The sequence below is a fragment of the Chryseobacterium sp. MMS23-Vi53 genome, from assembly GCF_047651245.1.
Classification (GTDB): Bacteria; Bacteroidota; Bacteroidia; order Flavobacteriales; family Weeksellaceae; genus Chryseobacterium.
The window spans coordinates 504,321-530,180 of record NZ_CP180265.1; the positions used below are offsets into that span (position 1 = coordinate 504,321).

The 25,860-nt window shown below is 33.7% G+C and carries 22 protein-coding genes; 1 reads left to right on the plus strand and 21 read right to left on the minus strand.

The genetic code is table 11. From position 1 onward, the window contains the following. Positions 1 to 113 precede the first annotated feature (113 nt). Entirely contained in the window at positions 114 to 1,223 is a 1,110-nt protein-coding gene (locus ACKX2A_RS02350) for a M14 family zinc carboxypeptidase (RefSeq protein ID WP_415327431.1), read from the minus strand. 836 nt (positions 1,224 to 2,059) lie between these two features. Between ACKX2A_RS02350 and ACKX2A_RS02355 the strand changes: the two genes are divergently transcribed. Further along, a complete protein-coding gene (locus tag ACKX2A_RS02355; RefSeq protein WP_415327432.1) occupies positions 2,060 to 2,608 on the plus strand; it encodes a helix-turn-helix domain-containing protein in 549 nt (182 codons plus the stop codon). Between the two features lie 405 nt (positions 2,609 to 3,013). Here the strand turns inward: ACKX2A_RS02355 and ACKX2A_RS02360 are convergent, their stop codons facing one another. From ACKX2A_RS02360 to ACKX2A_RS02455, 20 genes are all read right to left on the minus strand, one after another. Then, entirely contained in the window at positions 3,014 to 4,183 is a 1,170-nt protein-coding gene (locus ACKX2A_RS02360) for a proline dehydrogenase family protein (RefSeq protein WP_415327433.1), read from the minus strand. Between the two features lie 65 nt (positions 4,184 to 4,248). After that, positions 4,249 to 5,178, minus strand: a complete 930-nt coding sequence (locus ACKX2A_RS02365) for a UbiA family prenyltransferase (protein ID WP_415327434.1) — start codon at positions 5,176 to 5,178, stop codon at positions 4,249 to 4,251. Positions 5,179 to 5,189: 11 nt separating this feature from the next. Continuing rightward, positions 5,190 to 6,116 carry a mevalonate kinase gene (locus ACKX2A_RS02370; protein WP_415327435.1) on the minus strand — a complete coding sequence of 309 codons (927 nt, stop codon included), beginning with the start codon at positions 6,114 to 6,116 and terminating at the stop codon, positions 5,190 to 5,192. 459 nt (positions 6,117 to 6,575) lie between these two features. Continuing rightward, on the minus strand, positions 6,576 to 8,747 hold the full coding sequence (locus tag ACKX2A_RS02375; protein ID WP_415327436.1) for a T9SS type A sorting domain-containing protein: 2,172 nt from the start codon (positions 8,745 to 8,747) through the stop codon (positions 6,576 to 6,578). A 209-nt stretch (positions 8,748 to 8,956) separates the two neighbouring features. Beyond that, positions 8,957 to 10,486, minus strand: coding sequence for an MFS transporter (locus ACKX2A_RS02380; RefSeq protein ID WP_415327437.1), 1,530 nt, complete (start codon positions 10,484 to 10,486; stop codon positions 8,957 to 8,959). A 996-nt stretch (positions 10,487 to 11,482) separates the two neighbouring features. Next, a complete protein-coding gene (locus tag ACKX2A_RS02385; protein ID WP_415327438.1) occupies positions 11,483 to 12,661 on the minus strand; it encodes an acetyl-CoA C-acyltransferase in 1,179 nt (392 codons plus the stop codon). A gap of 45 nt (positions 12,662 to 12,706) precedes the next feature. After that, positions 12,707 to 13,162: a hypothetical protein gene (locus ACKX2A_RS02390; RefSeq protein ID WP_415327439.1), complete on the minus strand. Its 456-nt coding sequence runs from the start codon at positions 13,160 to 13,162 to the stop codon at positions 12,707 to 12,709. Between the two features lie 14 nt (positions 13,163 to 13,176). Continuing rightward, positions 13,177 to 13,563, minus strand: coding sequence for a hypothetical protein (locus tag ACKX2A_RS02395; RefSeq protein ID WP_415327440.1), 387 nt, complete (start codon positions 13,561 to 13,563; stop codon positions 13,177 to 13,179). Between the two features lie 148 nt (positions 13,564 to 13,711). Next, positions 13,712 to 14,803: a hypothetical protein gene (locus ACKX2A_RS02400; RefSeq protein ID WP_415327441.1), complete on the minus strand. Its 1,092-nt coding sequence runs from the start codon at positions 14,801 to 14,803 to the stop codon at positions 13,712 to 13,714. 81 nt (positions 14,804 to 14,884) lie between these two features. Beyond that, on the minus strand, positions 14,885 to 15,586 hold the full coding sequence (locus ACKX2A_RS02405; protein ID WP_415327442.1) for a hypothetical protein: 702 nt from the start codon (positions 15,584 to 15,586) through the stop codon (positions 14,885 to 14,887). Continuing rightward, positions 15,564 to 16,106, minus strand: a complete 543-nt coding sequence (locus ACKX2A_RS02410) for an RNA polymerase sigma factor (RefSeq protein WP_415327443.1) — start codon at positions 16,104 to 16,106, stop codon at positions 15,564 to 15,566. The genes ACKX2A_RS02405 and ACKX2A_RS02410 overlap by 23 nt, the downstream gene beginning before the upstream one ends. A 195-nt stretch (positions 16,107 to 16,301) precedes the next feature. Next, the gene (locus tag ACKX2A_RS02415; protein WP_415327444.1) at positions 16,302 to 17,684 is read right to left on the minus strand and encodes a nucleoside permease; all 1,383 of its coding nucleotides are present in this window, start codon (positions 17,682 to 17,684) and stop codon (positions 16,302 to 16,304) included. A 22-nt stretch (positions 17,685 to 17,706) separates the two neighbouring features. Next, positions 17,707 to 18,306, minus strand: coding sequence for a bifunctional nuclease family protein (locus ACKX2A_RS02420; protein WP_415327445.1), 600 nt, complete (start codon positions 18,304 to 18,306; stop codon positions 17,707 to 17,709). A 208-nt stretch (positions 18,307 to 18,514) separates the two neighbouring features. Then, entirely contained in the window at positions 18,515 to 19,462 is a 948-nt protein-coding gene (locus ACKX2A_RS02425; protein ID WP_415327446.1) for an electron transfer flavoprotein subunit alpha/FixB family protein, read from the minus strand. A gap of 83 nt (positions 19,463 to 19,545) precedes the next feature. Then, positions 19,546 to 20,292 (minus strand): electron transfer flavoprotein subunit beta/FixA family protein, encoded by a 747-nt coding sequence (locus ACKX2A_RS02430; RefSeq protein ID WP_415327447.1) that lies wholly within the window; start codon positions 20,290 to 20,292, stop codon positions 19,546 to 19,548. A 192-nt stretch (positions 20,293 to 20,484) separates the two neighbouring features. Continuing rightward, positions 20,485 to 21,192, minus strand: a complete 708-nt coding sequence (locus ACKX2A_RS02435; RefSeq protein ID WP_415327448.1) for an SDR family oxidoreductase — start codon at positions 21,190 to 21,192, stop codon at positions 20,485 to 20,487. A gap of 191 nt (positions 21,193 to 21,383) precedes the next feature. Continuing rightward, on the minus strand, positions 21,384 to 22,190 hold the full coding sequence (locus ACKX2A_RS02440) for a T9SS type A sorting domain-containing protein (protein ID WP_415327449.1): 807 nt from the start codon (positions 22,188 to 22,190) through the stop codon (positions 21,384 to 21,386). A 271-nt stretch (positions 22,191 to 22,461) separates the two neighbouring features. Next, complete coding sequence (locus ACKX2A_RS02445; protein ID WP_415327450.1) at positions 22,462 to 23,370, minus strand: T9SS type A sorting domain-containing protein; 909 nt, start codon at positions 23,368 to 23,370, stop codon at positions 22,462 to 22,464. A 293-nt stretch (positions 23,371 to 23,663) separates the two neighbouring features. Next, a complete protein-coding gene (locus ACKX2A_RS02450) occupies positions 23,664 to 25,043 on the minus strand; it encodes a dipeptidase (protein WP_415327451.1) in 1,380 nt (459 codons plus the stop codon). A gap of 439 nt (positions 25,044 to 25,482) precedes the next feature. Next, positions 25,483 to 25,773 (minus strand): hypothetical protein, encoded by a 291-nt coding sequence (locus tag ACKX2A_RS02455; RefSeq protein ID WP_415327452.1) that lies wholly within the window; start codon positions 25,771 to 25,773, stop codon positions 25,483 to 25,485. Between the last annotated feature and the right edge of the window lie 87 nt (positions 25,774 to 25,860).

Below are 25,860 nucleotides of genomic sequence, written 5' to 3' on the forward strand. Positions count from 1 at the left end.
GAAGTGAAGAATCTGTCTCTTATTTTAATGTGATGGCTTTACCTTCGGTTCGCAATGGTGATCTGTATAAAACAAAAGCGGAACAATAATTATTTTGTTCCGCTTTTTATTTTTTAGTCTTCTATTGTAAAATTGACTTCGGCATCTAGTTTTGGATATTTTGTTGCAGAAACAAATTTCTTTCCGGTACAGTCGATTTCGAGCCAGCCTTTTCTTTGCTTTACGTCTCCTACTTCCATTACAAAAGGGATAAAAGAAATCTCGTCTTTTCCTTCTTCCATAATTTCTCTATACTGAACGGCCACGTCTAAAATACATTCGTGATCGGTATTCAACTTTACATTTCGGTAGATGATATCGTAATGCGTTTCCCTGTTTTCAGGAATTTCATTATAAATTTCCCAACCATCGATTTTTGAATTTAATTCAGAAATCGATTTTAATGTATAATATAAAGCTATCGTATAATATTTTCTTGTTCCTTTTCTTATGTAATCGTCTACGAAATGCCCGCCTTCAAACAAAATCGTCGGCATTCCTGCTTTGATGAAATTGTCGCCTGTGGAAGTCGGATAAAACTCATCGGAATATCTGCCAATTTGATTTGGGATTAATTCTTTTAAATGATTATAAACTTCCGCGATAACAGCCATACATTTTTTTCTGTTTTCAGTAACAGTTCTTTCAACATTTTCAGAAGGCGCCAAAAACGATAACGTCGCAGGATGAATTCCGTCTGTTGTAAAAATTGTTCTCTGCTCGTGAAGATTCAGAGCGTAATCGTATTTTTTGGAAGCGACTGCATTTTTTAGAAATTTAATTTCTGTACTTGCTTCGTTGTGAAAGTCTCTATTCAGATCAATATCTGCTGCATTCAATCTTGTCCATCTTTCAGAGCCGTCTGGATTTAACATAAAAATAAAATCCAATTTGATTTTGCTAAATAAATCCTCCTTCAATTCCGAAGCTTTATCTAAGTTCATCAACAAGTCGAGCATCGCATGTGTCGCATTAGATTCGTTTCCGTGCATTTGCGACCAAGCAAGTACATTAACGTCTCCAGTTCCGACTGTCAATTTGTAAATAGATTTTCCTAAATATGATTTTCCAATCTCCTGAATATGATCGCTGAGATTTGTCTGTAAGTAAGAAAATAATTTTTCTGGGGAAATATAGCGATTTGGGAAATTAGGATTTGGTGAATAAATCTGTTCAAAGTTCATTATGAAATAGTTTACAATAGTCAAATTTAACTATTTTTCATGAAAAAATAAAATTTACATTTGTAATTCAACTAAACATATGAGTCTGCCAAAATGTCTGTTGATAGAATTGTGGATTGATAATAATTTAATTTATATTATTTAATATATTTAAAATCAGATATTTATGATATTTATCTAAATGTTTATTTTAAATATACTTTAAGTTTGGAAATTACTGTTAATGTGTATTTATGGGTAATATTACTAAACACTAGATGTGTGGAAAACTTTGTAAATATTCACTGTATACAAATGTAAATAGAGCTAATTTTTGATTTACTTTTAAAAATAATTTTTACTTATCTATATAAATTTAATAATGTAAACAGCATTTTATAGATTAGAATTTACCATTCTAAATTGTGCACACAAACCTTCGAAAATATTGTTTTAAGGATCTAAATTATCCTAATTTACAACCTTAAATCGCCTATTTATGCATATTTCAGAGGTTTATTATATGTTATTACCCTATTCTAATATTTATTAGTAAATCGACAAAATATAGCAGTACAAAAATAACTTTATCTTATATACATTGGCATTTATTCAAAAGTAACTTATAAATAAGTTATCTACATTTATAGAGAAAGAATATTGATTTTTTAATGTTTAGTTGTTAATAAACTTTTGTAAAATTTAGTAGAAAACTTTATGTAAATAATAATTTATTGATTTATAGCTCTTTATATGGTTTACATTTGTAGCACTATTTAGTTTACATTTGTTCATTATACAGATTTGCATTTGTAAATTTATTTATTTACATTTGTAACATCATTAAAAACTATTTTATGAGCTTAAACGAGAGAATTTCAAAAGTCATAGAGTATTCTAATCTTACCTCTTCCGAATTTGCGGATGAGATAGATGTGCAGCGATCTTCTATTTCGCACATTACTTCCGGAAGGAACAAACCATCTCTTGAATTTATCATAAAAATAAAATCGCGCTTTCCGGAGATTCTTTGGGATTGGCTTGTAACAGGTGAAGGTGAAATGTTAAAGTCGGATCTTGAGGAAACGAAAGTTCCGGAATTGAAACCAGAGGAAATTTACGAGGAAGAAAAAACGAAGACTACTTCTCTACCCGATCTTTTTACGATGATGAATGATGATGAAGATTTTGGAGCTGATGAAAGCGAAATAGAGACTCCAAAAATGTCTTCTCAAGAATCGTTTATACCGCAACAAAGTACGGCTCAGGAAAAAATATCGGATTCTCAGCGATTAGAGAATTTTATTCCTCAAAGCAACAGTCAACCAACTGAGAATCAAAACAATAAGATAAAACGTATTGTTATCTTCTACGAAAACGGAAAATTCGAAAGTTTTGAGCCATAAAAAAACCTGATCAAGAAAAATGATCAGGCCAAAAATATTTGAAGAAGAAAACTAAAGCTATTGCTTTATTTTTGTGGAGTAACTTTTTGGGTTACTTATATCGTACAACTTTCTTTTTTTGAAAGTTATCTTATTTAAAATTCGGAAAAGTTAATAGTGATTTTTATGACGAAGAATTATCTTCTGTACATGAGTATAGAATAAAGTTTATTTCACAGACTTAGTTTTACTTATTATTATCAAATATAATAAATTACAATTAAATTAACAAAAAAAAGTTTTAATTTTTAAAGTATTATTAATAAAAATAATTATGGAAAGCATTTTAATTAATTTGACAATATTTTTCAATAAAAAAAGCCTTACCAGATGTAAGACTTTATATTTTTAAGATGGAAAAGTTAATTATTTTCCTCTTCTTCTGTCAAGTTCTTTCTTAATTAATCCTAACTCTCTGCCCGTTTGTCCGGCTACAGAAGTATTTTCCTGAGCTCTTCTTGTAAGATATGGAACAACGTCTTTTACAGGTCCATAAGGAAGGTATTTTGCCACGTTATAGCCTTTATCAGAAAGATAGAATGTGATATTGTCGCTCATCCCGTAAAGCTGTCCGAAATATACATGAGGATTTCCATTTTCCAATGACACAGCCTTCATTTTATCCATCACTAATTCAGAAGAAATTTCGTTGTGAGTCCCGAAGAAAGCCGAAACTTTATCCAAATGATTCATCACAAAATCGATTCCTGCATTGTAGTTTTTATCTGAAGACTCTTTGTTGGGCTGAATCGGATCCGCATACCCCCTTTCGGCAGCTCTTGCTCTTTCCTTTTCCATATAAGCACCACGAACGATCTTATAACCAATGAAATAACCTTTTTCTCTAGCTCTTTGAAGATGAGATTCCATATATTCCAATCTACCGGTTCTGTACATTTGGATTGTATTCCAAACAATTGGTTTTTCCTGATTGTATTTCTCCATCATCTCCTCACAAAGCTGATCTGCAGCATCCTGCATCCAAGTTTCTTCTGCATCTACCATTACTTTTTTGTCATTTTCATGGCAAAGTTTACAAACTTCATCGAATCTTTTTACAACTCTTTCCCACTCTTCTTTTTGGCTTGAAGTCAGTTCTGCATTCTTTCCAACAGCTTCATACAAATCGATTCTACCGAAAGCAGTTGGTTTAAAAACGATAAAAGGAATGGCCGGATTTCCTACTGAAAATCTTACAATATCTTTAATTTCTTTACAAACCGCATCAAAAGTAGCCTCATCTTCTTTACCTTCAATCGAATAGTCGAAAATACTTCCAACTCCTCTTTTGAATAATTGCTTCACAACTTTCATACTTTCTTCACGCGTTTCACCGCCACAAAACTGCTCAAACAAAGTGTTTTTTACAATTCCGGTAACGAAAGGAAAATTGTTGTGAATAGAGAAATTAAGAACAGAAGTTCCAAGACTTGTAAGAGTAGGCTGCTCAATCATTTTGAACATCCAGTACGCTTTCTTTAACTGTGCATCAGACTTGTCTGCGAATGCAACTTTAGTATCGTTAAAAATGGGCATTACTTTTATATAAATTTAAGGTTCTGCAAAGGTAAGAAAATGTAATCTCTTTTAAAGAAAATTTTCTATAATTTACCTTCCAGTCCGTTTAAAAGCATCGCAATGATTCCGACAAAAACCCAGAATCTTAAAATATTGAGTGTCACAAATTTGCTTCTTCTAGAATTGTTTAAAAGCAAATAAATACAAAGTATGAAGACAAATAATCCTCCAGAAAAATAATAAGACATAAATCCAGAGATACCTGTTTTCATGATGAGTTTCATGGAAACCGCCATTGTAATTATCAATAGTGAAATGATAATTCCTATTGTTGTTTTACTTTTAAAATAATTTGGAATTGTAGTGTAACCGAAAGCTTTATCAACACTTTTCGTTAATGTATCTTTCACAATATCAATACATAAAAGAATTAAGAACAGGAAAATTGCCATTAATAAAACTTTTTTGGAAAAGGTTTCATAATACACCATCATTCCAAAAAATGGGTATAAAGTAAGGCTTATAAAAGTTAAATTATTTAATATTAAAATTCGGCTTAATTTATGACTGTAAAACCACATAAAGAACTGATAAACAACAAAAAATAAAAAAACTTTATGAGAAATCAACCAGGCAATCGTCAAAGAAATTATACATAAAAACAGATAAACATAAAGGAAATATTTCTGTTTGATAAAGCTTTGAATTCTTGTTCTGAAAGGTTTTACAACATGATCTTTTTCAAAATCATAAAATTGATTGATAATTCCCCCCGCTAAAATCGTAAGAACTGTGCAAAAAATAATGCCGTGAACCTTGAAATCGAAGACAAATTTTCTAAATGTTTCATCTTGATTGAAGAGGAAAAATGTTGAAACATATAACGCAAAAGTGAGCAAAATAGCAACAAAAAAGCGAGCTCCCAAAAGAAAGCCCACGAATTGTGAAAATCTGTAAAATAAAGATTTTTGAATATAATTTTTCTGTTGGAAAGTTTCTTTTTCAGAATTCATTCACAACATTTTTAGAATCTGTAAATCACTTCTTTATGGAAGCCGTCAAGCATTTTTTCTGCTTTTTCGTAGTCTTTAGTGAAACCCAAAATATAACCACCTCCACCGCTTCCGCAGAGTTTTAGATAATAAGCATTAGAATCCAAACCTTTTTTCCAGATGTTGAAAATACTTTCCGGAATCATAGGACGGAAATGTTCGTATGCCCAATGTGAAAGCTTTTTCAGGTTTCGGAAAAATGGATTCATATCTTTTTTAAGGAAAGAATCAATACAAGCGTTGTTGTAACGGATAAATTCTTCTTTCAACGTTTTGCGGAAACCTTCGGTTTTCATTTTTTCGAAAAAAATCTGAATCATTGGTCCGGTTTCGCCTGTAATTCCTGAATCAATTAAGAAAATTGCACCTTTGCCTTCTTCTCCGTCTGGAATAGAAACTTTGTCTAAATTTTCTTTATTTTCAATAAGAATCGGAAGATTCATGTAGCAGATTAACGGATCCATTCCTGAACTTTTTCCGTGGAAATAGCTTTCCATTTCTCCGAAAACAGCTTTTAATTGCTTTAAATTATCTTTAGAAATGTTTTCCGGATTCTGTTTCTTTACTGAATATTTTTCGAAAATTGCAGCTACCAAAGCTCCCGAACTTCCAACTCCGTATCCTTGCGGAATGTTGGAATCAAAGAAAAGTCCGCTTTCAATATCATTTTTAAAACTTTGGATATCAAGTTTAAAATCATCTGATAAATCCAATGCTGAAAGGAAATCTGAATATTTTTGAAGATGTTGGTTTGATTTTTTTTCGAATTCAGAATCCAGGTCTGAAAACTTTAAAGTTCCTTTATAGAAACTGTAGGGAACTACAAGCCCTTGAGAATCTTCGATCATGCCGTATTCTCCAAACAAAATGATTTTTGCGTAAAATAAAGGGTTTGTCATTTTATATTAAATAAATTTTTTTGCAAATTTAAAATTATTCCGCTGAATATAATCAAAATTCGAGCCGAATTCTAACAAATTTTAACACAAATATAAATCCAAATTTGATATTAAATCTTAAAATCTGTGTTTCTTATACTAAATTTACTAAAAAATCCTGAATATTTGAGGATAATTTTAATGATTTTTATTAATTTATAGAACATGTTTAATTTCTTTTTTTCTTCATTTTTTTGCCTTAAATATCTTGCTGATTTGCAGATTGCGCAGATGTTTGTAGATATTTTGTCTGATGTTTAAAGAATGACTGCAACCCTAGCCCCGATTGACGCGGCATCCTTTTTTTGTAATGGAAAAGGCGAGGGCAAAAAAAGATATAGCAGAAAGCGGGAATAAGCTCCTAAAAAACAAAAAAAGACGCTTAAAAAGCGCCTTTCTATAGTATTTTCTAAAATTTAATTACTGCTTAATCAATTTCTTTGTAACCTTTTGTTTTTCTGTTTCTACAGTTACAACATAATTTCCTGTCTGCATTGAAGAAATATTCACATCCAATTTAGAGCCTTTTAGAGAAGATTCAGATTTGATTAATCTTCCTGCTTCATCATAAATTTTAAATGATTTTAAAGCATCTTTTGAAGAAATTGTGATGATATTTCTAGCCGGGTTTGGATAGATATTTACTGAATTGTCTTTCGTATTAACATCTTCTACCGCCAAAACTGCACAAGAGAAATTAGCTTTCCAACCTAAATCATTTACTGCAGGATCTGAAACAAATCTTACCGTAATTGCTCCTGAGGGGTGTGTAGATGTGAAAGTTCCGGGAAGTGTTGTACCCGTTAAAGCATTTCCATTAGTAAACATTGGGGAGCTTGTTGAAGGTCCATTATAAATGTACATATAGTCATAATCTTGTTCTAAAGCAAATTCAGTAAAATTCATCGTCAAAGCACCAGAACTTGGATAGAACGTTTTTACAATTGTTTGGTTATCACCGTAATTTCCTGTTGTTCCTCCTGTATCGGTAAACTGGAATCCGTTGCACCAATCTGCATCTGTTAAGAAAAATTGTGTTCTTTGGTAAGCTGCTGAACAATCTGTTCCTACTGATAAAAGATAATATGTCGCAGGCTGAAGATTTGAGAAATTAAACGATTGAGTCGTTGTAGTTCCCGTCGTTACAGGTGTTCCGTCGAATTTCGTTAATTTGTATTTCCAGTTTGTTGAAGTTGCATCTGTAAATGTAGCACTTGCAGAGTTTTGCGTAATATTCGAAACCGTCATACCTGTTATTGTAGTTGCACAAGCTGTTGTACAGTTTGTTCCAAGACAAGCCTTAGAATCTACAGTAGCCCTGATCAAAGCTCCCGGTTGAGGACCGAAACCGTTCGCAAAATTGATTCCAACGCCAGAAATCAAATGACAGTAACTCATAATTGTTCCTTTCGTTGTCGAAGAAGGAATTGGCCCTGTTGGACAGCTTCCTTCCGGATAACCAGCTTGAGCTCCACATCCATCGATTGCCGTAGAATTTCCGTTCCATGCACAAGCGTGGGTGTGAGGAGAACCTAAACTATGTCCCATTTCGTGAGTCATTGCTTCGATCGTCCATGAATAAACAGGGACATTATTATAGGTCTGTGAAGCTCCTGAATAGGCATGTCTGCTTGTTGTACAAAGTGAGTTTACATAAGCCACGCTCGTTGTAGATGGCTGATTTACCAAGTGAGCCAAATCTCCGTTAAATGTCTGTCTGTTTGTTCTGAAACTCGCCAAATTTGCGTTCGGAGTTCCTGTATAAGGATCCTGAGTTGTCCAGATATAAATTTCGTTCAAAGCAACTCTGATGTCGTCATTGTTGTATAATGTAGAAATATTATTGTGAATTGCAGTCAACCAGTTTGTTGTTGTCGTCGTGCTTGAACCATTGTTTACATAAGGGGTGTAGCAAACTTCGTAATAAATTCTAACACAGTTTTGGGTTAAAACTTTCCCTGTTGTTTTCTTAGCGTTTGGGTCAAAAGAAACTTGTTGTTTTTGATTATCAGCTAACTCATCAACACCGCAAATGAAAGGATTTAAACCTGTTAGTTTTGAATCTGAATAGCTTACAAAATCCGTTGAATTTTTTACTTTTCCAACAACTACGTTTCCTAATTCCAGTGTAGAAGCTACTCCAACGATATCATCATCGAAGAAACTGAACGCCACAACCGACTGATTATCACCTTTTACAATTCCTTGATAATAAGCTCCGGGAGTATAATTTACAATTTCACCTTTGTTCGTTGTTACTTTAAAATCGTTTGTAAAAATCTGATTTTTAAACAACTCCATTGTAATAATCTTCCCATCAAAAGGGAAAGAAACTTCAAGATATTCGGGTTTGTCGTGAACAAGTTTTTTTAGCTGTTTAGTATCCACATTAAGAACTGAAATGTCAGTCGCTGCTCTTTTATATTCTGCTAATTTTTCGGAGGTTTTGTTTACTGTGAACAGATCATACTTTTCAAAGTTTTTCTTTTGTGTATGAAATTCCGAAACCTTTTGAGCAACGGGTCGTACGTTTTGTGCAAAACCCCAAACAGAGCATTGCAAAATTGAGAGGAGTAGAAGTTTTTTAATCATTTTTATTAATTATTTACAATTTGCAAATAAACAAAAAAAATCCAAACACAGTGAATAAACAGCATAGTTTTCACAGAATTTACGATTAAAAAGCATATTTAAATTAAAATAATACTATAAAATTTATAATATTATTTTAATTCATTTTACGAATGAAAATAAAAAAGACGCTACAAAATAGCGTCTTAAATTTTATAAAGTATTTTCGATTATTTGTTTTGATTGTTCAGCTTTAAGAATCGAATTAAAATTAAGCCAACAAAGAAAAATAATGCCATAGAAAATGCAGCAAACCTCATCCCAGAAGCAGATGGAAGAACAACATCTATTTTAGCAAAAATATCTCTTAAAGAATCATATTTATCAATAAATAAAGCAAAAACAAATGTTCCTACGATAATCGCGATTTTCTCCAATACGTCATAGAAACTGAAGAAAGTTGTATTTTCCATAGAATTTTCCGGTAGAAGCTTTGAATAAGTTGATCTCGACATTGCCTGAAGACCTCCCATTACCAAACCAACAACCGCTGCAACTCCGTAGAACTGATATTCTACTGTCGGGTTTTCTTTGTTAAGGAAATATGCCCAAATACAAGCTACAATCCATAAAAAGATCGCAATGGTAATAACGTTTTTGTTGCCGATTTTCTTTGATAACTTTGAGAAAATTACAGCTCCGATAATCGCTTCGATCTGAATCACCAGAAGTGTTCCGATAAGTTTATCCTGAGGAAGGTTGATTTCGCTTTTTCCGAATAATGTTGCCATTAGGAAAATAGTCTGCATCCCGACACTGTAAAAGAAGAAACTGGAAAGGAAAAATTTAAGATTTTTATCTTTGAAAAGCTCTTTCCCAACTTTAAATAATTCGTGGAAACTTTCTTTTGCAATGTCTATATAAAAACTGATGTTATCTTTTAAAACCTCGAAGAAACCTCCCTGTTCTTCGTGTTTTTTGAAGATGTTTTTATAGTTTAATAACACTAAATCTTTCGGCAATTTTTCTTTAACATCACCAAATTGCGGCAAGTGTTTGAAAGTATATTGTGAGAAACCAAACCACCATGCCCCCGTCAAAAGGAAACTGATTCTTGTAAACAATAACTGCTGCGCCGCACCTTTGGCAAAAACCTGAATCAATAATAAACAGATGATTACTAAAACTACTGAACCAACATATCCATAAACATACCCTTTTGCAGAAAGGGCATCCTGCTTATCCCTTGTTGCAATATCAGGTAAGAAGGAGTTATAAAAAACCAAACTTCCCCAGAATCCGACACTTGCTGTAATACTGAAAAGTAATCCTAAAAAGACGTTGTGCATTCCTGTAAACATCGCCAGTCCCATACAAGAAGTTGCTCCCAAGTAACAGAAAAACTGCAAGAAGGACTTTTTGTTTCCGATTGTATCGGCTAATGATGATAAAAATGGTGATAATAAAACCACGATAAAGAATGAGATCGTTAAGGAATATCCATAAACTGCATCGGGTTGATATTCTTCTCCGAAAATCTTGATCATATGCCTCACAGGGACATCGATCCAGGATTTTGTTTCTTCTACATATTCCTTCTTTTCGTAAGCTGTTGTAAGAATGGAATAGTAAATCGGAAAAATGGTAGACGTAATCACTAAAGAATACACAGAGTTTGCCCAGTCGTAAACTGCCCAAGCCTTCATGATCTTCGGATTATTCTTTATAATTTGAGGTTGTTGATTCTCAATTTCAGACATTTCAAATAAATATTAGTAGCACAAAAATAAAAAAACCATTGAATATTCGGCTGTTTTTATTTTGTTTCGGAGAAATTTTATTATTTGGTTAAAGTTTGATTCTTTGTTTTTATTTTTTTATCGCTGATTTTGCTGATTGCACAGATCTTTTTTAACGCAAAGAATGCAATGATTTTTTTGCTCATTTTTCTGTTGATTTTTCGTTCGCAAAGGCATTTCACTCAGCAAAGACTGTGTGAGTGTTTTTTAATAAAGTTCATTCAATAGGAATGGGCTTTAGCCCATTTACCAAAATAGAATATCCAATTTGGTTTTAACCAAAACTTATGAATTGTTCTAAATTTTATCGCAAGGCTAAACAAAGAATTATATAAACTATTCTTTTTAAAAGGTAAACAAAGGCGTAAACTTAATTAAAGTAATACTATATAAATGTTTGGAATATACTCGGAATGTTTGTCATGCTGAAAGCATCTATGCGCGAATCTTTCCATCTTGTTTCAATACTATATTTGGATCCTTGTAGGATGACAAACTTTGTAGAAATATTTTTAAATAATGACAATTAAAGTCTAAAAACTACAATATCGCTCCAAAATACAGGTTTGCATTGTCGGGACTTCCGAAAGCTTAAACTTAACTTATTTCTCTTCGTCGGAAGTTCCGACAGCTTGAATTTGTTTTGATTCTCTTTGTCGGGTTTTCCGATGGAACAAAACGGTTTTGATTGGGAGCGTCGGGTTTTCCGATGGGTTGAAACTGTTTTTTGGCGGAATAAAGTATCTTGTTGTGGATTAAAACCTTGAAGGTTTATTTTAAACGGAAAGTTATCATTAGCCCCGATTGAAGTGACATCCTTTTTTGTTGCGGGCGGAGCCAAGCGGAGCCCGTAACAAAAAAGATATAACGGAAAGCGGGATTAAGCTCCTAAAAAATTTAAAACAAAAAATCCGAAAGCCTAAACTTCCGGATTTTAATATTATTTAAAAATAATGATTACATATTTTCGATAACGATAGCAGAAGCGCCGCCTCCACCATTACAGATGGCTGCAGCTCCATATTTACCGCCATTTTGCTTCAATACATTAATCAAAGTAACGATAATTCTTGAACCTGAACTTCCAAGTGGGTGACCGATAGCCACTGCTCCACCGTTTACGTTCACTTTAGCAGCATCTAATCCTAAGATCTTGTTATTGGCTAAACCTACCACAGAAAACGCCTCGTTGAATTCGAAGAAATCGATGTCTGAGATCTCTAAACCAGCTTTTTTAAGAGCAATCGGCAACGCTTTTGAAGGAGCAGTCGTGAAATCTTCCGGCGCTTGAGCAGCATCAGCGTAAGAAACGATTCTTGCCAATGGCTTAAGACCTAATTCTTCCATTTTTTCTTTTGAAACAAGGATTAACGCAGAAGCTCCATCATTTAATGTAGAAGCATTGGCAGCTGTTACAGTTCCTTCTTCTTTTTTGAAAACTGTAGGAAGAGTCGGGATTCTGTCGAAGTTTACTGCTTTGTATTCTTCATCTTCAGCGAAAACGATAGGATCTCCTTTTCTTTGAGGAATTGATACCGGTACAACTTCTTCTGCGAATTTACCCTCACCCCAAGCCTTTGCAGCTCTTTTGTAAGATTCGATTGCGAAATTATCTTGTTCTTCTCTTGTAATATTGTAATCTGTCGCACATTTCTCTGCACAAACTCCCATGTGAACTTTGTTGTAAACGTCTGTAAGTCCGTCTAGAACCATTCCGTCCAACATTTTTACATCACCTAATTTAGTCGCATTTCTAGCGTTATAATAGTGAGGAACTGAAGACATATTTTCCATACCTCCTGCAACGATAACGTCTACATCACCAGCTTTGATAGCCTGCGCTGCCATCGTTACAGCCTTCATTCCCGAAGCACAAACTTTGTTTACCGTAGTAGAAGGCGTTTCGTTTGAAAGACCCGCTCCTAAAGCAACCTGACGAGCCGGGGCCTGTCCTTCTCCTGCCTGTAAAACGTTCCCCATGTAGATTTCCTGGACCAATTTCGGATCCAGACCGATTTTGTCTAATGCTCCTTTTACAGCAACAGAACCCAGCTTAGTTGCAGGAACAGTTGATAAACTTCCCAAAAAACTTCCCATCGGAGTTCTTACTGCGGAAACGATGAATACTTCTTTCATTTTTATAATTTCTATTTAATTTTTATTTGTATAAATCTTTTGATTTTATTTTTTGACTTCTTTGGCTTTCATTAAAATAATATCATAATTCTCTCCTTTTAATTCAGATTGAATTTTGATATAATTGTCTTGAGTTGCCACAATTTTATTACTGAAAACATCTCCTATTGCTATAGGATTATCTTTTTCTGTTTTTTCCAGAACGATAAGTTTGTAATTGCAGTCATCCACAAAAACCATGCTTGATTTGATGTGATCTTTTCCGTCATTGTAAAATTCTGTCTGCACATTATCTTTTACCGTCATGTACCAAAGATTTTTAGGGTAATTGGTTCTCAGGAATGTTCCTTCTTTGATATTTGCACATTTCGTAGGATTATCTACAGGCTTTTGCTTTGGAGTTTCTTTTGGAGCTGCCGTTTTTGTATCTTTTTTCTGTGCATTGATGTTGGAAACACCTAAAAACAATACTGCAACTGAAAATACCTTTAAAAAATTCATATCTGTGTTGGTTTTTATTTATTATTATTTTTTGAAGCTATAAGAATGACGAAAGCACCCAGAAATTCTACAATCCAGCCCCATCTTAATTTTACGATACCTGCCAGTTTTTCCTGAAAAGATTTAATCGGCATAAAGCTGAAATAATCCATCGACTGCATTTTTATAGCGAATAAAGTAAATGCAAATAAGACGATTAGCAAAATCGCAAAAATTCTTGCCATTTTAGCACTGTTATTCACAATCCCAAACAGAGCGCCGGCAGAAAAAATCCAACATGCAATGGCTAAATTATGGTCGAGTTTCCAGTAGTTCCAGTTCCCGATAATCGGCACATGTACCAATGGCAGGAAACTTCCCACAACCACCAACAGCAATCCTAATAACTGAATATTTTTCATAATTCTTAAAGTGCCAAAATACAAAAAAAAACACACTTAAATTGAGTGTGTTTTAAAAACAGTAATTTTTCGTTAACTAATTATTAATATTAAAAATTTCAAAATAATATTTAATAATTTATAAAAAATAACAAACATTATTATTAATTTAAAAATTAACATTCAATAATTCGATGCCAATCTGAAGTCCGTATTTGTGTGTAAGATTCGCATTATTATTAAATGTTGGTGTAAAATCTTTTTGAACAAAGATATTAAAACCTGCATAACCGATTCCTAATTTCCCTCCTACAACGAAATCGTTCACGCCATGCGTTAATCTTTCTCGCTCTACAATCCTGTTGCTGAATTCATTAGAATATTTATTATAAATATTGCTCGCTACTCTTACGCCTCCATAAACGCCTGCAATAATACTGAACTGGCTTTTTTTGTTATCCAGATATTTTACACCGTCATATTCAATATATTTAGGATTTAACACAAATCTGAAATCTACCGGAACGAAAATATAATGATTATCCAGATGTGTTTCTTTTAAATTACCCTTGGTAAAATCTTTGATTCCCAATGCATTATTATCCTGAGTAAAAACCTGTCCGTATTTTGGTTTCACCTGATCCCATCGATAAGCAACTCCCAAACGATAAAAAACCGGACTTGTAAATCCACACAACTGATTTTCGTAGCGTACAGCGAAACTGGATGAATTGAAAACTACATTTTTAATGTCAGAATTTTTATCGTAAAATGTAAAAGGTTTGTCTTTCAAAGTATAGCTCGTTCCAACCAAAGCGACAGAATATTCCCAAGAACTAAGATAATCTTTCGGTGTTTTTTTGTCTGTATCCATACGCATCTTGATTCCTCCGAGTCCAAAAAGCAATTGATTTTTACCTGCTTTTAAGGTATCTCTTGGTCTCAAAACGGCATCTTTTACTATTTCTCTTGTAGCTTCTTCAAACTCCGATTTTTGAGCGTCTACTTTCTCATTGATTGACTGTTCATATTTTGAAGCAATTTCGGCTCTCTGCTTTTGTTTTTCATCGATATTGATTTTTTTATCATTAAAATTTTTATCTATGAGATCAAGCTCCTTATTCATTTTTAATTTTTCATGCACAACAATGCTATCAATCTTTTTTGAATAATTTTTCATCATAGATTCTGAAGGATTTTGTTGGGCTGAACTGTAAGAAAATGCCATTATAGCCGTTATTAAAATAATTTGAGTTTTCATGTATATTAGATTATTTATAGCAATTTTTTAGCTCTGTTCATATTTTACGAACAGTAATTTTTTATTTAAAAGTTTAAGATTTTACTTAGAATCAACAATGGTTACGCCCAAAACCGTCACATTCTCTATTTTAGGTTTGTTAAAATTGAAGACGCCGAATTTTACATCGTTTTTATAAGAATTTTCTCTTGTTTTATCAAATTCCCGCCCCAAAAGAAGCTCGTTGGCGTTGATGTAAGTTGCTTTTGTTTTTTTCACTTCTGCAATTACAGGAGAGTTGGGAATATTATTCTCTATTTTGATAGGTTTAACTTCAATATTTTCAGGTTGCTGAATGGCAATTTCTTGTGTTTTAAATTCTGAAATCTGAGGTTGAATAATTTCCTTTTTCTCTTCTTTTACAACTTCTTTTAATTTACTATTTTTATTTTCAACAGCTAATCTAACTTCTTCTTTTTCAATTAAATATTTATCTGAAACTACATTCTGATTTTCAAATTCCGGATTGATTGGATTGATCGTTTTTTCTAATCTTTTTTTAACGACATAATCTGCATTTTTGTAATCGAATTTCCTTTTATTTGAATTAATGTAAATAATCATTCCCACAGAAATCAGCAATAAAAGAACCGCCGCACATTTCCACCATTGAAAAGATCTTTTTAACACAATTTCGGGCGTTATATCCAACTTCTGATCCAATCTATCCCAAAGATCAGAAGAAGGCTTTATTTCAAGCTCTTCGTAGTCGGATTTTAATTTATTTAGCATACTGTCTTTCATCTTTCTTTTGTTTTAAAAAATCGGCGATCCATTTTTTCGATTTGCTCAACTGGCTTTTACTTGTGCCTTCAGAAATGTTTAAAATTTCCGCAATTTCATAATGTTTTTTTTCTTCAAAGACATACAAGTTAAAAATCAGTCGATAACCATCGGGCATTTTAGAAAAAATTTCTTCAAGGTTGATTTCTTCAAAATTTTCGTTAAAATCATCATCAGAATAATCCTCTGTCAATTCAACATCTGCATAGAGAAGATTTTTATGCTTCCTAATAAAATTGATGGAATTATTCACCACAATTTTCCTCAGCCAAAACTGAAAGCTTTTCCATTCTCTGCATTCATCAATTTTCGAAAAACAGGTAAAAAAAGAGTTCATTAGAATATCTTCCGCATCATGAAGATTATTCACGTAAGAATTTGCGATGGCAAGCATTTTCGCGGAAAACATTTCGTAAAGTGCTTTCTGCCCTCTCCGATCCTGCTTTTTTGCCAGTTTAAAATTCTCTTCTAAATTCTTCATGTATCTGTTTCTATCTATAAGACGGAAAATTTTTCAAATGGTTGCCTGAAAGACAAAAAAAATTGCACTTTTTTTGAAAGTGCAATTTAATATATTAATTATCAATGTTATAATTTAGTAATTATTTTACATTTAAACCATTAAAGAGTTGAGTTTAATTAAGAAATTATCTTTGATATTTTATTAGACTAAATGTTAATGCTTTACATCTGAAAGCTCTTCAGGGTTATGCTTGTGTCTGAATAAAACGGCAAACAAAACAGCTAAAATTAGAGCATAAGCAGCGAAAGAAAGCCAAATATTCTGCCAGTCTTTTACCATTACGATTTGTGACAATGTTCCGTCTGGATTGATTGCAGCATTAAAGCTCTTTTTAAGAATATTAATAAATGTCTGATTTTCCGGTGTTGTCTGTAGATAGGTTGCTAAAGATGAAGCCGTTGTAAATTGGTGGGTAAAGAATTTATCAATCGCCCAACCTGCGGCATAACTTCCGAAAACAGCTCCGAAACCGTTTGTCATCATCATGAACAAACCTTGTGCAGAAGAGCGGATCTTCTTGTCTGTTGTTGTTTCCACGAAAAGAGATCCCGAAATATTGAAGAAATCGAATGCCATTCCGTAGACGATACATGAAAGGATAATTAAGCTCAACCCAAATCCTTCCGGAATTCCATAGGCAAAGAAAGCAAACCTCAACACCCATGCAATCATAGACATCAGCATTACTTTTTTAATACCAAATTTCTTTAGGAAAAACGGAATTGCCAAAATAAATAATGTCTCAGAAACCTGAGAAATAGACATGATAATTGTTGATCTCTGTACTACAAAAGAATCTGCATACTTCGGAAAATGCTCGAATTCGCTTAAGAAAACGTCTCCGTAAGCGTTGGTTAACTGCAATGCAGCCCCCAATAACATGGAGAATAAGAAAAACAATGCTGTTTTATAATCTTTAAATAATTTAAAAGCATTTAATCCTAATTGTTCGGATAAAGGCGCATTTTTATCGATTAATTTCTGTGGAGGACATTTTGGTAATGTTAAAGCATAAATTCCTAGGAAAACAGCTACGGCTCCGGCAATATAAAACTGACCTTCTGTTGCTTTATTTCCCGTAAGATTGGTAATCCACATTGCTACAATGAAACCTACCGTTCCCCAAACACGGATCGGCGGAAAATCTTTCACCACATCCAGATTGCTGTTTTTAAGAATTGTATAGGATATTGAATTGGCAAGTGCGATTGTCGGCATATAACAGCACATCGCAATCAGCATTACAGAAAAGAAAGACGACGGATCTGCTGAATTTGGTAATATAAAAAGAACGATCCCATAAAGAATATGTAAAGCCGCGAAAATTCTCTCTGCATTTACCCAACGGTCGGCAATAATTCCGGTAATGGTCGGCATAAAAATGGATGCAATACCCATTGTTCCGAAAACAGCTCCAAACTGTGCTCCATCCCAATGTTTTGTGCCAAACCAAAAGTTAGCCATCGTAATCAGCCAAGCTCCCCAAACGAAGAACTGCAGAAAGCTGAGGATGGTCAGACGTAATTTTAAATTCATAAGTTAGTATAAAATATCTCTTTTAATCTATTTTCTTTTTCCTTCTTTTAATTTCTTCCTGAATCTCCAAAGCAGTATCGTAATCTTCTTCTTTTACCGCTTCTTCAAGCAATTTTTGAAGTTCTTCCATAGAAACTGATCTTAAATTATCTTCCGAAGAAACTGTTTCTGAAAAAGATTGCTCTTCTTTCGCTACATCTTCAAGCTCCAAAAGAATTCCTGCTTCGTTCAGCACTTGCTGTGTCGTAAAAATAGGAGCATCAAATCTTACGGCCATTGCTACAGCATCAGAAGTTCTTGCATCAAGAATCAATTCTTCTTCTGTGCTTTTATTTTTAAAATTAATATTTGAGAAGAAGACTCCATCTACTATCTGATAAATAATAACTGAGATCAACTCATAATTGGCAGAAACTATAAATTTTGTGAATAAGTCGTGTGTAAGCGGACGAGGCGGATGAATGTCTTTCTCAAGACCTAGAGAAATGGATTGTGCCTCGAAATTCCCTATAACAACAGGTAATTTAATATGTGTTTCTTCATGTTCCAATAACAATGCGTACGCCCCGGATTGTGTCTGGCTGTACGATATTCCGCGAATAATTAACTGTTTATAATCCATAGCTACAAATATAGATTAATTTTTCAAGTTTTTTTTTACTTTTTAGACAAAAATAAAAGCCCGAAACTGGGCTTTTATATGAATTGTATGATTGGTAAATTGTGAATTTTATTTTATAAGTCAATTTTACTTTGCAAGTGAATTTTTTAATTTAAACAATACTAAAATTAACAAGCGAAGCGAATTGACGATTCACAATTGACCTTTTTTATCCTTTAAGAGCTTTAATTTTCTCTGTCAATGCAGGAATAATCTGGAAAGCATCTCCTACAACACCGTAGTCAGCTGATTTGAAGAACGGAGCTTCAGCATCGCTGTTGATTACTACAATCGTTTTAGAAGAGTTAACTCCCGCCAAATGCTGGATTGCACCAGAAATACCTATTGCAATATAAAGATTTGGAGAAATCGCCTTACCAGTCTGCCCTACGTGTTCTGTGTGAGGTCTCCAACCGATATCTGAAACCGGCTTAGAACAAGCTGTAGCAGCACCCAAAACATTTGCCAATTCTTCTACCATTCCCCAGTTTTCAGGGCCTTTCAATCCTCTACCCGCAGAAACTACGATTTCAGCTTCTTTTAGGTCTAATTTTCCTGAGCTTTGTTCGTGAGAAATTACTTTAGTATCTTCATTAGCAACAGATAAGTTTTTCACTTCTTCTGAACCTGAAACTGCATTTTCTTTAACACCGAAAGCGTTTTGAGAAACTGTTAGGATCACTCCAGCTGCTTCAGATTTTGCGTGCATGAAACCTTTTCCAGAGAAAGCTTTTCTTTTCACCTGGAACGGAGAAAGGCTTTCCGGAGCTTCCAAAACATTCGTAATTAAAGAATGTCCGTTCATTACTGCCAACATTGGAGCTACTGAAGAAGCATCTGTTGTGTGAGGGAAAACAATGATATTTCCGTTTGCCACTTCACTTACAGCCTGAGCATAAGCTTTAGCTGAAAAACTTTTAAGACCTTCGTCTTTGATATTGATAACATTTGATGCTCCATATTTGTATAATAAATCTGAAGAATCTGTTGGGTTTACAGAGATCGCTGTAACTGTGTCTCCAGCCTGATCTGCAACTGCTTTAGCGTAAGAAACTGCCTCAAAAGCCGCTTTTTTGTAAACTCCGTTTATATTTTCTGCGTATACGAATACTGCCATTTTTTTAAATTTTAAAAATTAAAGGTTTAGATTTAGGCTAAGATTTAGAAAATTAAATCTCAAACTCAGCCTTAGCTTCAATATTAGATAACTTTAGCTTCTTCGTGAAGTAATCTTACCAATTCATCCAAATTATCTGGAGAAACCAATTTCACAGCAGCTCTTGGAGGAACACTGTCGTAAGAAACTCCCTGAACTTTTACCTCAGAAGAAGTAGGCTCTACAACCTGCAAAGGCTTAGTTCTTGCAGACATAATTCCTCTCATGTTTGGAATGATCAAATCTTTCTCATCTACCAAACCTTTCTGACCAGCGATTACAGCCGGTAATTTCACAGAAATAGTTTCTTTACCTCCTTCAATTTCTCTTACCGCAGTAGCTTCAGCTCCGTTTACGTCCAAACCTACAGATGCGTTTACGAAAGGCTGATTCAATAACTGAGCCACCATTCCCGGAACAGAACCACCATTATAATCGATAGATTCTTTACCGCAAAGAATTAAATCATAACCTCCGTTCTGAGCAACAGCAGCGATTTCTTTAGCCGTTGAATAGCTGTCTTTTGGATCAAGATTTACTCTTACCGCATCGTTTGCTCCGATTGCCAAAGCTTTTCTCACAACAGGTTCTGTAGAAGCATCACCAATGTTGATTACTGTTACCGTTGCACCCTGAGATTCTTGTAATTTGATAGCTTTTGTTAACGCAAATTCATCTAGCGGGTTAATTACCCACTGAATTCCGTTTTTGTCGAATGCAGACTTATCCGCTGTAAAGTTAATTTTAGAAGTAGTATCCGGAACACTACTGATACAAACTAATATTTTCATATGTTGTCTTAATTTTTTTATTTGTCATATGGAACCTTACGGTTTCATGTGTACGATTTATTGTTCTCTTATGTATAAAAATCAGGGATTTTATATGAAGATTTTGTTTTGATTAATTTTTGCTAATATAAATAAAAAATATATTATGCATGCATAGTACTTATTTTTTTACTATTCAATGCATTAAAGTCCCTACCTTGCAGGTTTCGATGCCCTAAACTCGATCTTGCTGGGCAAAACACGAGGATTCATTTTCAAAATATCCAAAACCAGATTTCCCATATCTTCCGGCTGAATTTTCCATTCGTCTTTTTCGGAAGGAACATTTCCGTTGAAATTGGTTGCCACGGAACCAGGCATAATTACTGTTGATTTTATATTATATTTCCTCAAATCGATCATTGCAGCCTGAGTAAAGCCTACAACACCGAATTTTGAAGCGTTGTAGCCTGTTCCGTTTTCAAAGAAATTGGCACCGGCCAAACTGGAAATGGTGATGTAATATCCTTCGCTCTTTTTTAGTTCTTCAACTGAAGCTTTTAAAGTATAGAAAACACCCGTTAAATTTGTTTCAATCATATCATTCCACTCTTCGGCGGAAAGTTCATCCACAGGCTTGAAAATTCCCAATCCCGCATTTGCAATCACAAAATCCAGTCTTCCGAATTTTTCTAAAGTATATTTTACGGCTTCTTCTTCACTTTCAAGATTTCTGACGTCTGAAACAATTCCCAACACATTGTTTGAATATTGCCTAAGCTCCAGCTCCACTTTTTCAACATCATCTCTTTTTCTTCCCGAAAATGCCACCGAGATACCGTTTTCCAGCAAAATTTTTGCGATCCCGAAACCAATACCTTTGGTTCCGCCTGTTATATAAGCAACTTTATTCTCTAACATAACACTGATTTTTTAATCCCCTAAAAATAACAAAAACGCCCCAATTGGAGCATTTTATAATAGCTAAGATTTATCATTTTTTTATTTTTAAAATTAAAAAGCTTAATTCAAAAAAATTAAAGTTTCCATCTTAGAATAAAGTCAATAAAAAAAGCTCCCGTAGGAGCCCTAAAAACACATTTTGATAAAAGTTATTTTTTGATAAATTTTTGAGAGCTTATCCCTTCTTTTGTTTCAATTTCAATAATATAACTTCCTGTTTGAAGATTCTGGACATTTATTTTATTATCACTTAATTGGGCATTTATTTTTCTTCCTGCAGCGTCAAAAATTACCGCATTTAATATTTTATAATTTGATTTTATATTTAAATAATCTGTTGTGGGATTCGGATAAATACCAACTTGTGCATTACTCTTTACTTCAGAAGTTCCTAATGTTGAAGTTTGAGCAATTTTCACACTATCAAGCAGCAAGAAGGTTGAAGGACTGTTAAAGTGCTTAAAATATAGTCTAACTGTTTGTCCCGCAAAACTTGATAAATTAATTGTTTTTTGAAGAGCCGTATCACCAGTTCCTATACTTTCCTCTAATAATGGAGTGGGTGTTCCTGTAAAAGCTATGTTTGAAGGTAATACATAAACCGCATAGTGTCCATTTGCAGTTAATAACCCATTTCCAGTATAGGTTCCGATAAGGAAAGTTAAAGCTAAAGGATTACCAGCGGGCAGAGTAATTGCAGGCGATATCAATAAATTATCCGGATCATCTCCATAAGAATAACAAAACTGGCCTGAATATCCCATAGCATCAAACATGGGCCCGGACACGTTCGCAATCCAAGTTGATTCATCCCCATCTAAGTCTTGGGCCGTCCAGTTATTGGGTAATAAATCAGCAGATGCAGTTGATCCGAAATCTTCGTAAAAAATGGTTGTTGTCTGTGCGCATAATTGCGATACACCAAATAGTGTAGCGAAAAATATAGCTTTTTTCATCTTATTTTTATTAAAAATTGTTGTGTTTCTACTGTCAACATTCATCAATTCATTACTGAAATAAAATTGTCATTGATTATTGACTGTGTAAAATTATTTTTATTTTGAATAAAAATCAACTTTAGATAAAAAAAAGATTCATTTTAAATGAAAATCACACAAATTTCCTTGTTTCAAAGAATATTTTATATACAAAACAATATCATTAATGTTTTTTTTCAATAAAAAAACGCTCCGATTTGGGAGCGTTAAGTAATTATTTTTTGAAAATTTATTTTTTGATGAATTTCTCTGTAATGTTTTTACCTTCTGTTTCTACATTTAATAAATAAGAACCAGCTGAAAGGCTTCTTACATCTACTCTATCTCCATCTAGTTTTACATTTATTTTTCTTCCTGAAATATCAAAAACTTCAACGTTTTTAATTTTTTTAGAAGACTTAATATTTACAAACTCCGTTGTTGGATTTGGATAAATTGATATATTATTTTCTTTGGCTGAAATTTCATCAGTTCCTAATGTAATTTCATTATTAATTCTAATATTATCGACATAAGCACTTCCACTGTAATTATCGTGAACAAAACGAAGTTGATTGATTGCGTTTGTAGTCATCGGTGCTCCTGTATAGATTAGAGTATTATTTAAATAATAACTCACACTTGTAGCCCCACCAACCACTTTGAATCTATACCAAGTATTGGCATTCCATGTTGCTCCTGAATCGTTCCAGGCAGTAGTTGCAACCATTATTTTTCCGTCGAACTGACATCTTAACCATGTTACATAACTTCCTGCAGTCGTATTAACTGTAGCAAAAGCAAAATCTGATGAAGTACTTGATTTTTCTGTAATTTTAATATCAAAAGATATTGTAAAGTTGTTATAAGGCAAAGTTGCCGCTAAATTATCAAAAGCTCCAACAATAGTGCTTGACTGTCCACTAAAGGCAGATTCTTTTGTAATTTTCAAGGAGTTTAATCCGGCAGTCTTGTCTTCACTATTAATAATCTGATTAGCCACATTTGCCGGTGTGCCTCCTGTTCCTGTTGTTACCCACGTTCCTTGTCCGTGTATGCTTCCTGCAGTGAATCCTTCTGAGCTTTCAAAAGAGATTGTGCTCTGGGAGAAAGATAAAATTGAAATTAAAGAAAATGCAAATAGATAAAATTTTCTCATGGTAAAATATTTTTAGTTTATTCGTTAAAAGTAAAGATTTTAAGGCAATTACAAAATAAATTTAACTTAAAAGTTTAAAAAAAACTAAAAAACTACACTTAAGAGTAAATATTTTCCTTTTATTCACTATTTATTGAATTTACCAAAACAATATAAACTATTATCTATATTTTTATTTACATTAAATAATTCACAATCTTATCTAGATAAAACCTTCTATAAGCTGCCTAAAATTCAAGAAAAAAATCCCCAAGAAAAATTCTTGAGGATCATTATTTGTGATTCTAAATATTTTATTTAGCATAATTATCAAAAAACAACGGAATGCTTTCAATTCCTTTATAAAAATTGAATAATCCATAATGCTCATTAGGAGAATGTATGGCATCTGAATCTAATCCAAAGCCCATCAATACAGATTTTGCACCTAATATTTTCTCAAACATTGCCGTAATTGGGATGCTTCCACCACCTCTGTAAGGCAAAACTTCCTTACCAAATGAAGATTCCATTGCCTGTTTTGCTGCCAAAAACTCTTTTGTATCAGTTGGTAAAACATAAGGCATACCTCCATGGTGCGGTGTAACTTTCACTTTTACAGTATCCGGAGCGATTTTTTTAAAGTAAGTTGTGAATTTTTCAGTAATTTCTTCGGGAGTCTGATAAGGAACCAAACGCATTGAAATTTTGGCGAAAGCCTTCGAAGGGATCACCGTTTTTGCGCCTTCTCCCGTGTAGCCACCCCAAATTCCGTTGCAGTCTAAAGTAGGGCGAATAGATGTTCTTTCCAAAGTCGTGTAACCTTCTTCCCCTTCTACATTGCTCAATCCAATTGATTTTTTGAATTCTTCCGGATTGTCTTTTAATTTATTCATTTCAGCTCTTTCTTCGTCCGAAACATCTTCTACATTATCATAGAATCCATCAATTGTGATCTGCCCGTCTTCATCGATCAATTTTGCAATCATTCTTGAAAGTACATGAATCGGGTTTGGAACTGCACCCCCATAAAGTCCTGAATGTAGATCTCTGTTTGGACCTTCCACTTCTACCTCTACATAGCTTAAACCTCTTAAACCTGTTGTGACAGTCGGCTGTTCGTTGCTGTAAATATGTGTATCGGAAATTAAAATACAGTCACAAGCTAATTTCTCTTTATTTTCATTTACCCAGTCACCTAAGCTTACAGAACCTACTTCTTCTTCTCCTTCTAAGATAAATTTAACATTGCAAGGAAGAGAATTTGTCTTCATCATCGCTTCAAAAGCTTTTAAATGCATAAAGAACTGTCCTTTATCATCTGCAGAACCTCTCGCAAAGATTGCTCCATCCGGATGAAGTTCTGTTTTCTCAATATACGGTTCGAAAGGCGGTTTTGTCCATAATTCCAATGGATCTGCCGGTTGAACATCATAGTGTCCGTAAACTAAAACCGTTGGTAAATTTGTATCTAAAATTTTTTCTCCAAAAACGATAGGGTATCCTTTTGTCTGGCACACTTCTACGTTGTCCGCTCCTGCATTTTTAAGGTGTGTCGCTACTACATCTGCACATTTCAAAACGTCGTCTTTATAAGCCGGATCTGCAGAAATAGAAGGAATTCTCAGTAACTCAAATAATTCATCTACGAAACGCTGCTTGTTTTCGTTAATGTAATTTAATGTCTCTTGCATTGTAAATTTTGTTTTGCTAAAAGTAAAAAATTTGCCCCGCTGGAGCAAACAAAAAGATATAATTTTCCTCAGGTTTGTGATTATGCTAGTTTTAATTTTGAAACTTGTGTTTAATTTATAAACCACCCGTCAAAAATTTTTTGAATTTTTGCCACCCCTCAACAAGAGGGGAATTTTTATACTACGTAATCATCAACTAGGAAAATTACTTTTAATTTATAAAAAATGTTGATTTTGATGTAATTTCTAGATGAAAAGACTGCAACATAGCCCCGATTGAAGTGACATCCTTTTTGGTTGCGGGCGGAGCATAAACTGCAGGTTTACGAACGAAGTTCTGGAGCCCGTAACCAAAAAGATACAACGGAAAGCGGGATTAAGCTCCAAAAAAAATGTCTCACAAAATCTGCGAGACATTTTTTATATTTTGTACTAATAATTAGTGTTCAGCTTTTGGTGCTTTTTCCGCTTCAGCAGGCTTTGCAGTAGTTGCGGCACTGTCTGCTTTCGGAGCTTCAGTTCCGTGTTTTTCAGCTGTAGCCTCTTCTTTGTGCTCTGCAGCAGCTTCGTGACCATGACCGTGAGCTTCACCGCCACCTTGTACGTCTTCAGAATATCTGTCTGCGCCTTCTTCAAGCTTAATAATATTCTTATTTCCTCCAGCAGCCACTTTCTTACAGCTTACAACAGCCAAACTTGCAACAGCTAAACATACAACTAATTTTTTCATATGTAAAATTTATTTTTTTAAGGTCATATGAAACTGCTCTGTTTTTTCGATCATTCTGATCGTTTTTACAGCCGCAATTTCATGCTT